This window comes from Moorena sp. SIO1F2, assembly GCF_010672755.1.
GTDB lineage: Bacteria > Cyanobacteriota > Cyanobacteriia > Cyanobacteriales > Coleofasciculaceae > Moorena.
Genome location: NZ_JAAHFV010000023.1, coordinates 44,725 through 52,422, shown reverse-complemented (window position 1 = coordinate 52,422; position 7,698 = coordinate 44,725). Strand labels below are relative to the sequence as shown.

General features: G+C 44.0%; 7 protein-coding genes. 4 read left to right on the top strand and 3 right to left on the bottom strand.

The annotated features are described in order from the left end of the window. Positions 1–150: 150 nt before the first annotated feature. Positions 151–1,875, bottom strand: coding sequence for an ABC transporter ATP-binding protein (locus tag F6J94_RS05250; protein WP_293037660.1), 1,725 nt, complete (start codon positions 1,873–1,875; stop codon positions 151–153). Positions 1,876–1,890: 15 nt separating this feature from the next. Here F6J94_RS05250 and F6J94_RS05245 point away from each other — a divergent pair, with 15 nt between their 5' ends. From F6J94_RS05245 to F6J94_RS05235, 3 genes are all read left to right on the top strand, one after another. Beyond that, positions 1,891–2,091, top strand: a complete 201-nt coding sequence (locus F6J94_RS05245; protein WP_293037657.1) for a hypothetical protein — start codon at positions 1,891–1,893, stop codon at positions 2,089–2,091. Positions 2,092–2,483: 392 nt separating this feature from the next. Beyond that, positions 2,484–2,783, top strand: coding sequence for a type II toxin-antitoxin system HigB family toxin (locus F6J94_RS05240; RefSeq protein WP_008189566.1), 300 nt, complete (start codon positions 2,484–2,486; stop codon positions 2,781–2,783). A gap of 43 nt (positions 2,784–2,826) precedes the next feature. Beyond that, positions 2,827–3,168 carry a transcriptional regulator gene (locus F6J94_RS05235; protein ID WP_293030498.1) on the top strand — a complete coding sequence of 114 codons (342 nt, stop codon included), beginning with the start codon at positions 2,827–2,829 and terminating at the stop codon, positions 3,166–3,168. Positions 3,169–3,539: 371 nt separating this feature from the next. On the opposite strand, the gene F6J94_RS05230 is transcribed toward F6J94_RS05235, so the two are convergent. Further along, positions 3,540–5,018 carry a leucyl aminopeptidase gene (locus tag F6J94_RS05230; protein ID WP_293037654.1) on the bottom strand — a complete coding sequence of 493 codons (1,479 nt, stop codon included), beginning with the start codon at positions 5,016–5,018 and terminating at the stop codon, positions 3,540–3,542. Positions 5,019–5,436: 418 nt separating this feature from the next. On the opposite strand from F6J94_RS05230, the gene F6J94_RS05225 reads away from it, so the two are divergent. Then, positions 5,437–6,060: a hypothetical protein gene (locus tag F6J94_RS05225; protein ID WP_293037651.1), complete on the top strand. Its 624-nt coding sequence runs from the start codon at positions 5,437–5,439 to the stop codon at positions 6,058–6,060. 17 nt (positions 6,061–6,077) lie between these two features. Here F6J94_RS05225 and F6J94_RS05220 read toward each other — a convergent pair whose 3' ends face one another. Next, complete coding sequence (locus F6J94_RS05220) at positions 6,078–7,322, bottom strand: FAD-dependent hydroxylase (protein ID WP_293037648.1); 1,245 nt, start codon at positions 7,320–7,322, stop codon at positions 6,078–6,080. Positions 7,323–7,698: the final 376 nt, after the last annotated feature.

The window sequence follows — 7,698 nt, the reverse complement described above, 5'->3', positions numbered from 1 at the left end:
CGATTCCCGATTCCCGATTCCCGATTCCCGATTCCCGATTCCCGATTCCCGATTCCCGATTCCCGATTCCCGATTCCCGATTCCCGATTCCCGATTCCCGATTCCCGATTCCCGATTCCCGATTCCCTGTTCCCTATTCCCTTGACTAGATCAATTAAATTGCTGAGCATAAAACCGAGCATAACGACCACCTTTCTCTAACAGTCCCTCATGGTTTCCAGATTCAACAATTCGTCCTTGTTCTACTACTATAATCCGGTCAGCACGGCGCACTGTTGCTAATCGGTGAGCAATAATAAAAACAGTGCGGTCTTTCATAATCCGTTCTAAGGCTTCTTGTACCAAGGCTTCTGATTCTGAGTCTAAAGCGGAGGTGGCTTCATCGAGAATCAAGATTCTAGGATCGAGCAATACCGCTCGTGCGATCGCAATCCGTTGTCGTTGCCCTCCCGATAAATTAATTCCCCTCTCCCCTACCCAAGTGTGATATCCTTGGGATAGTTTAATAATGAACTGGTGAGCATTGGCAATCTTAGCCGCTTCCTGAACAGCTTTAAAGTCAGGTTTTAACTGACCAAAGGCAATATTTTGAGCAATAGTACCTGAAAAGAGAGTAGTATCTTGGGGGACAATGCCAATCTGACGCCGTAGACTATTGAGGGTAATATCTTGGATATTGATCCCATCAATCAGGATTTCTCCAGATTGCGGATCATAGAAGCGAGGCAGGAGATTAACCAAAGTAGTTTTACCAGCACCCGAAGCGCCTACTAATGCGATCGCCTCTCCCGCAGCAATTTCTAAATTCAAATTTCTCAGTACAGGCTCACCAGGTTGATAACCAAAGCTGACATTACAGTATTCCACCCTACCCGTTGCTGGGGGTAAAACTATAGCGCTTGGCTTTTCAATTACCGTTGGCTCAAGGGCAAATAGTTCAAAGATGCGGTCTATCGATGCTTCTCCCTGTTTGAACTCATTATAGTTTTGGGTTAAGATGTTGATCGGATCAATCAACATAGCAACACCGATACCGTAACTGACAAACTTGGAAGCGGTGAGGTTACCCTCAGCAATCTGCCATGCTCCCAACAATAATAGTAACAAGAAGCACAAGGCTTCGAGAAAACCAACTATTGGAAACTGAATTGCTCTGAGGCGTTCAGCAGCATACTTGGCTTTGCGGTTGTTTTCTGCTTCTTGACTAAATTTTTCCAGGGTATAGTCTTCTGCGGCAAAAGCTTGGATTAAGCGAATCCCGCTAAACACTTCCGTCAGCATTGCGGACAAATCCGATATCCGATTTTGGCTGCGATGGGAGAATTTACGGATCTGTTCCCCAAACCAACCAATCAACAAGCCCATCAATGGTGCAATAATTACTATGGCTAGGGTCAGTTCTGGATTAATATAGATGACAGCAGTTAGTACTACAATCAGTTGCAAGACACAAGGAATAAAATCACGAACAATTTTGTAAATCACCTCCCCAATCCGATCGAGGTCTTCCGTGAGTCGGTAGGTAAGGTCACCAGTTCTAGCAGCTTCAAAGTAACCAATACTGAGGCGCTGCAAATGGTTAAAAACGTTTTGGCGTAAATGGAGGGCAATCTGTAGTGAAGCTTTTGCTGATAGGGTATATAAACAGTACTGCGCTATTTTCTGGGTCAGAAACACAACAGCAGCTAACCCAGCTAGCTGAAGACTCCTGACCAGTTTTCCCTGTCCGACCACATCAAAAAAGGGCTCAGATAGCCAAAGGAGTAGGGGCCAGCAGACGGTGAATACTAATGTAGAAACCAATGTCTGGGCCAGAGTTAAGCCTTGGGAACGAAGGTAAGGTCGCAGTTGCCAGTAACTAGAGTGGGGTTTCAAGTGTCAATCGGGAGAATGATGGCTTCTGTTTTAACCTATCACTTACGGTTAGCTGATGGTGATAAGTCCCGGATTTGCCCAGGCAATGCCCATCCTACAGACTACAGACTTCCCAAAATGCGATTGACCTACGGTCACGCTACGCGATCGCACTACGTTCTGTGTGACCATGACCATTATTGTGATATCCTGATCATTGGTTGGTATTCAAAGTAAGAACTACTGTGCCCTTAAGAATAATAATTTTATCTGTCTTCGAGCTTCAAGCCCCAAAAAGCATTTCACTCTCAGGTAAATCAGGATGTGATTAAACCACTGCACAACACCATAGAAGCATTTAAGACCAGATAATATGGATTTCCCAGGTTAAATAAATTTGGGCGTTATCAATCATTTTTGTCCCTCCAGTTCAAGACCAGTCCCATTCAAGGCAATCAGATTAAGCAACCGTTGTAATGGTTAGTGAACATAACTTGGAATAGCTCTATTCCCTTTGGTTTCAAAATAAAGCGATGCAGCGCGGTCTTGGGGGTTTCCCCCACTCGCTATTGCATCAAGACAGGAAATCAGAGTTGTGTCTAGGTTCAGGGCACCAAAGAGGATATCAAATGCATGTGATCAGCTATCGACGTTTGCGGGAATTTAGTGAAAAACACGCTGATTGCCATGATGCTCTCGATAACTGGTATAAGATTGCCAATCAGGCTACTTGGTCTAACTTAGTTGAGGTACAATCAGTTTTTAGAAAAGCTGAAGCAGTAGGAAATTTTACAGTTTTTAATATTAAGGGGAATAAGTACCGCTTAATTGTAAGTATAGATTATGAAAAGCATTTAATTTACATCAAGTATATTCTGAATCACGCAGAATACGACTATAATAACTGGAAGAATGACCCTTACTTTTAATCAAAAGCCATACAAAAAACTGTTAGTAAAATATCAACCTAAAATGATTAAAACAGAAGAAGAGAATGAAAAAGCTTTAGCTTTTGTAGAAGAGTTGATGCACCGACCTAAACGAACACCAGAAGAAGATGAAATTTATGAATTGCTGATTACATTAATTGAAAAATTTGAACAAGACTATTACTCCCCAGGGATTAGATCTGAGCCTCAGTCTATGTTACTTTTTTTAATGGATCAAAAAGACATAAAACCAGCGGATTTAGTGGGAATTATTGGCTCTCAAAAAACCGTTGATGACATCGTTAATGGGAAGCGAGAAATTAGCAAATATCAAGCCAAAACCTTGGGAGTTTTTTTTCAAGTTGATCCCAGTTTGTTTATGTAAAAAAAGCTCAAATCAAAATTTGGTAATACCTCAGTTCGATTTATAATAGTGTTGTCCATACTTATGAGGTACAAAGAAGTTTTTTACTATTCCCTATTCCCTAAAACTAATAAATTATGTACTTTAGCCAATTGCTTCTTTTGAAAACCCATAGCTAGTAATGCTGGGCGGAATTTAAAATTCAAAATTATGGCAGTCGCTCATGGGGGAAACCCCCAAGACCGCGCTGCATCGCTTTGAAAAGTATCTTTATTTCCGCCGTGCCTTACTATGGGATTGCTAAACTAAGGAATGATCTTAATGATCTTAAGTAATGATCTTAAGTATAGTTGGATCAGTTACCGATTACTCATTACCGATTACCGATTACTCTAAGTCTCACTCAATACCCAATTCACCAAAGTACGAACTGGAAAGCCAGTCGCACCAGAATTATTACAACCATTTTCTTTCTCAGTCCAAACTGTTCCAGCAATATCGATATGTACCCAAGGCGTTTCCTTAACAAATTGCTTCAAGAACAACGCTGCCGTAATCGAACCAGCTGCACGGGGCCCAGTATTTTTGAAATCAGCAATTTGAGACTTTAATCCCTCAAAGTACTTCTCTTCCATGGGCATCTGCCAGAGTTTTTCACCAGCCGCTTCTGCTGCCTCTTTAAACTGTTGCGCTATGGTTTCATCGGTTGTCCATAAACCAGCAATATCATTTCCCAATGCTACAACACAGGCACCAGTCAAGGTCGCTAAATCTGCGATCGCATCCACCTCTAATTTTTCCGCAAACACTAAAGCATCTGCTAGGGTCAGTCTTCCTTCCGCATCCGTATTATTGACTTCAATCGTCTTACCATTAGAAGCAGTAAGAATATCCCCTGGGTGCATAGCATGACCACTAATCATATTCTCCGTGGCCGCACTGATAAAGTGAACTTCGACATCTGGCTTTAACTGGCCAATTGCCTTAGCAGTCCCCAAGGTAGCCGCCGCACCCCCCATATCGATTTTCATAGTCTCGATGCCACTACCAGCACCTTTAAGATTCAAGCCACCGGAGTCAAAGGTTAACCCCTTACCCACAATCGCTAATTTGCGTTTTGGCGTGCCATCAGGTTTGTAGGTAATATGAATAAACTTGGGGGGCAGATCTGAAGCTTTGGCAACCCCTAGGAAAGCACCCATTCCCAGTTCTTCACAGGCTTCCCTGTCCAAGATTTCCAGGGAAAAACCATACTCTGAGGCCAGCTCCTCTGCTGTCTTAGCCAAACTAATTGGTGTCACCTCATTAGCTGGTGCTGCCACCAACTCTCGTGCCAAAATTACACCTTCACAGATTTTCTGAGCCTTATCAATCCCTGCTTCTTGCCCAGCCAATCCCAGTAAATCAATCTGTTCGAGCTTTGCGCCCTTATCCTCGGATTCCGACTTAAAGCGATTGTCTTGGTGTAGTGCCAGGATTATCCCCTCAGTGATCACTTGTGCCGTTACTGTGGGGTCATCATTAACCACGGGTAGGCTAATTCCAAGAGTTGTAATCTTTTGCTGTTTCGCAGTCCGGGCAATTGTGGCACTCCCACGGCGCAGTGTATCTAACTTCAGGTCATCTGGTTTACCCAATCCGACCAGGATAATTTTACGGATTGGGCTACCGGATCCCACACGGGTGACAGCAGAACTATTAGCGCTAGCTTTAAATTCTGTTTCCTCGATCAATTCTGTGATCGTACCAGCCAGTTTCTGATCCAACTCGGCTAAATCACCAGTCAGGTCTACAGCATCCTCAAATAACCCAATGGCTAGGGCATCGCCAGTCCAGTCTAACCGTGGTGTATCGATCCCTCGAATTTCCATATTTTTCTCTGTCTAGGTAGTTAAAATGAATAGTTTTGAGACCAATACCATAACAGATATCGACTGGTAATGGGGTGAGGGGTGTGGCGGGTAGTTAGTGTCAAGATTGTTGAAATTTTATCTGACGATTAACGAAAAAAACATTCTATCTGTGTTATACTTATAATTTATAATCATAAACTATCAATAAACTTGTTCCGGATCGAGACGTTTATGGCTCAAAATATCGAGTCAGTTAACACACAAAAAATAAATCCTCGACAACGCTATACGAAACTAAACATTTTTGTCGAGGTCTTACTGGCTTGACGAGGTAAGCCAAACTAGAAAGAAGTGTTCTATTGACTTAAGTGATGCTTTATTGTATATCCACTTGAGGAATATTTCCCCTTAATCGCTGATTTCTGGTTTCCATCCTATGCCTCTGCTCGACCCCAACCGTTCTTATAGCTTCAGTGAAATAGCCAAACTGAAAACTCCGACGGATGAAATCTTGGCAGAATATGGCTATTCACTAGAACGTAGCTTATTGGATTTACGGCAATATCGGGGTGAGTTAGATCGATTGCAGGAGCGCCAATCACGCCTCGAAGAAATTTTACCTTACCTGGATCTGAGCAACGAACAATCCCGGCGGGAGATGTTAATTGCACCTGTGATGGCAGATTTGATTCACTACACAAGGGCGCAGTTGCGAATTGAGTATTCACTCAAGGTAAGCAATCAGCTTCAAGGCGCGTTGGACTATTTGCTCAGGACAACGACTAATCTGTTAGTGGTTGAGGCAAAGCAAGAGGATCTTACCAATGGTTTCACTCAGATGGCAGTGGAACTGATTGCCCTCGATCAATGGGAAAAATGCCCATCGGTTGAGCAACAGCCACAGCTATTTGGAGCGGTTTCAACTGGAACAATCTGGCAGTTTGGTATTCTGCACCGTCAAGACAAATTAATCACCCAACAATTGACTCTCTACCGCGTACCAACTGATTTAGATCCCTTAACCAGAATTCTGATCGCAGCGCTCTCTAGCAGTAATTGAGTAAGAGAGCCACTGCTCTATTGTTGAGCAACTTGAGGAATATTTCCTCTCAAACCAGTCATCAACTTCAAGGCATAAATCTTCACTGGACGAATCCGGCGCAGCATCCATAACCCGAGACGGCGTATCCCCACTATTGGTAACCAGTTGTTGGAAAACATCCGATCCAGGGTATCGGTAAACCCTAAGATGACCAGATTCTCTTGCTTGCGCCAGTTTTCATAGCGATTAAGAACCTCTATCGATCCAATATCTTCCCCTGCTTGGTGTGCTTCAGTCAAGACTTGGGCAAGGGCAGCAGCATCGCGAATGCCGAGGTTTAGTCCTTGACCACCGACAGGATGGCAACAATGGGCAGCATCACCAATTAGTGCCAATCGTGACTGAATATAGCGATCGCTCTGCATCAATTGCACTGGAAACAAATAGCGATCGCATTCCAACTCCAAGCGACCCAACAGACCACCAGTGTAGTATTCCAGCTTAGCGAGAAACTTTTCTTCATCTAGTTCTTGTAACGCTTTTGCTTCAGCATGGGGTGCTGTCCACACTACCTGGCAGCGATTCTCTGACAAGGGCAGCACCCCCATCGGACCACTAGGCCAGAAGCGTTCAAAAGCCGTATTATTATGGGGCTTTTCGGTTTTAATCCGGGCAGTCACACAAGATTGCCAGTATTTCCAGCCACGAGTCGTAATCCTAGCCTTAGTCCGAATTTGCGATCGCGCTCCATCCGCCGCCACCACTAGCCGTGTCCTAATTCGATGCTGAGTATCACCCTCCTTGACAGTAATCTCCACCCCAGACTCCTGATAGTCTACATCCACTACTTCTGCTGGACACAGCCAGTCAACATTGGGGCAATCTGTCAAAAATTCTTGCAACGACGTTAGCACCGGACGGTGTTCTCCCACATACCCTAGGGCGTTGGTACCTAAATCTGAAGGGGAAAAATGCACCACACCGGAATGGTTAGCATCGGAAAGCCTGATCTGCCGAAATGTGCTAATCTGTGGCAGGATTTTATCCCAAACCCCAATACCTGCGAAAATACGCCCTGAGAGGATAGACAAAGCATAGGCTTGTACCCTGGCAACTGCCACTGACTTGGGTTTGGCTTCTATGAGTAATACGCTCAACCCAGAATGTTTCAACGCACAGGCCAGGGTAGAACCAGTAATGCCACCCCCGACAATGGCTAGGTCGTAATCAAAACTTTGATGGGTTGCTGAGGTAGTTTGAATCAGCAGTTCCAGCGCCATAACTATAGTAGTAAGTGTCTCGGTAAATAGTAATATATACTCTTTTTCATTTTGACGCTTTTAGATCAACCCATCAACTGATCCAATTTTGCTCAACCTGGAAACACACGACTTAACTCTAGGGACAAATCTCCAAGACCAGGAATGGTAACCGTTTCATTGGGCAACACTACCCGTTTGACCAAAAATTTTGGGTTTCAAGCCTGGCCTATGGCCACGCTAGGCGAACGCCCTTCTAGGGCGACTTTTCCAGAAGTTATAAAAAAAATAGTGTATAATATATCTAAGTGTGTAGCCTAGCACAGGCAGGATTCGTCGGTACTGCCTCACTCAACAACGACGTAAAGCGATGCTAGTACACGAGGCGCGAAAAACC

What these genes read in the sequence shown, in the direction of transcription:
- F6J94_RS05220 (WP_293037648.1), bottom strand. Translation starts at nt 7,322, where the DNA reads ATGGCGCTGGAACTGCTGATTCAAACTACCTCAGCAACCCATCAAAGT.
- F6J94_RS05235 (WP_293030498.1), top strand. Translation starts at nt 2,827, where the DNA reads ATGATTAAAACAGAAGAAGAGAATGAAAAAGCTTTAGCTTTTGTAGAA.
- F6J94_RS05225 (WP_293037651.1), top strand. Translation starts at nt 5,437, where the DNA reads ATGCCTCTGCTCGACCCCAACCGTTCTTATAGCTTCAGTGAAATAGCC.
- F6J94_RS05240 (WP_008189566.1), top strand. Translation starts at nt 2,484, where the DNA reads ATGCATGTGATCAGCTATCGACGTTTGCGGGAATTTAGTGAAAAACAC.
- F6J94_RS05245 (WP_293037657.1), top strand. Translation starts at nt 1,891, where the DNA reads ATGATGGCTTCTGTTTTAACCTATCACTTACGGTTAGCTGATGGTGAT.
- F6J94_RS05230 (WP_293037654.1), bottom strand. Translation starts at nt 5,018, where the DNA reads ATGGAAATTCGAGGGATCGATACACCACGGTTAGACTGGACTGGCGAT.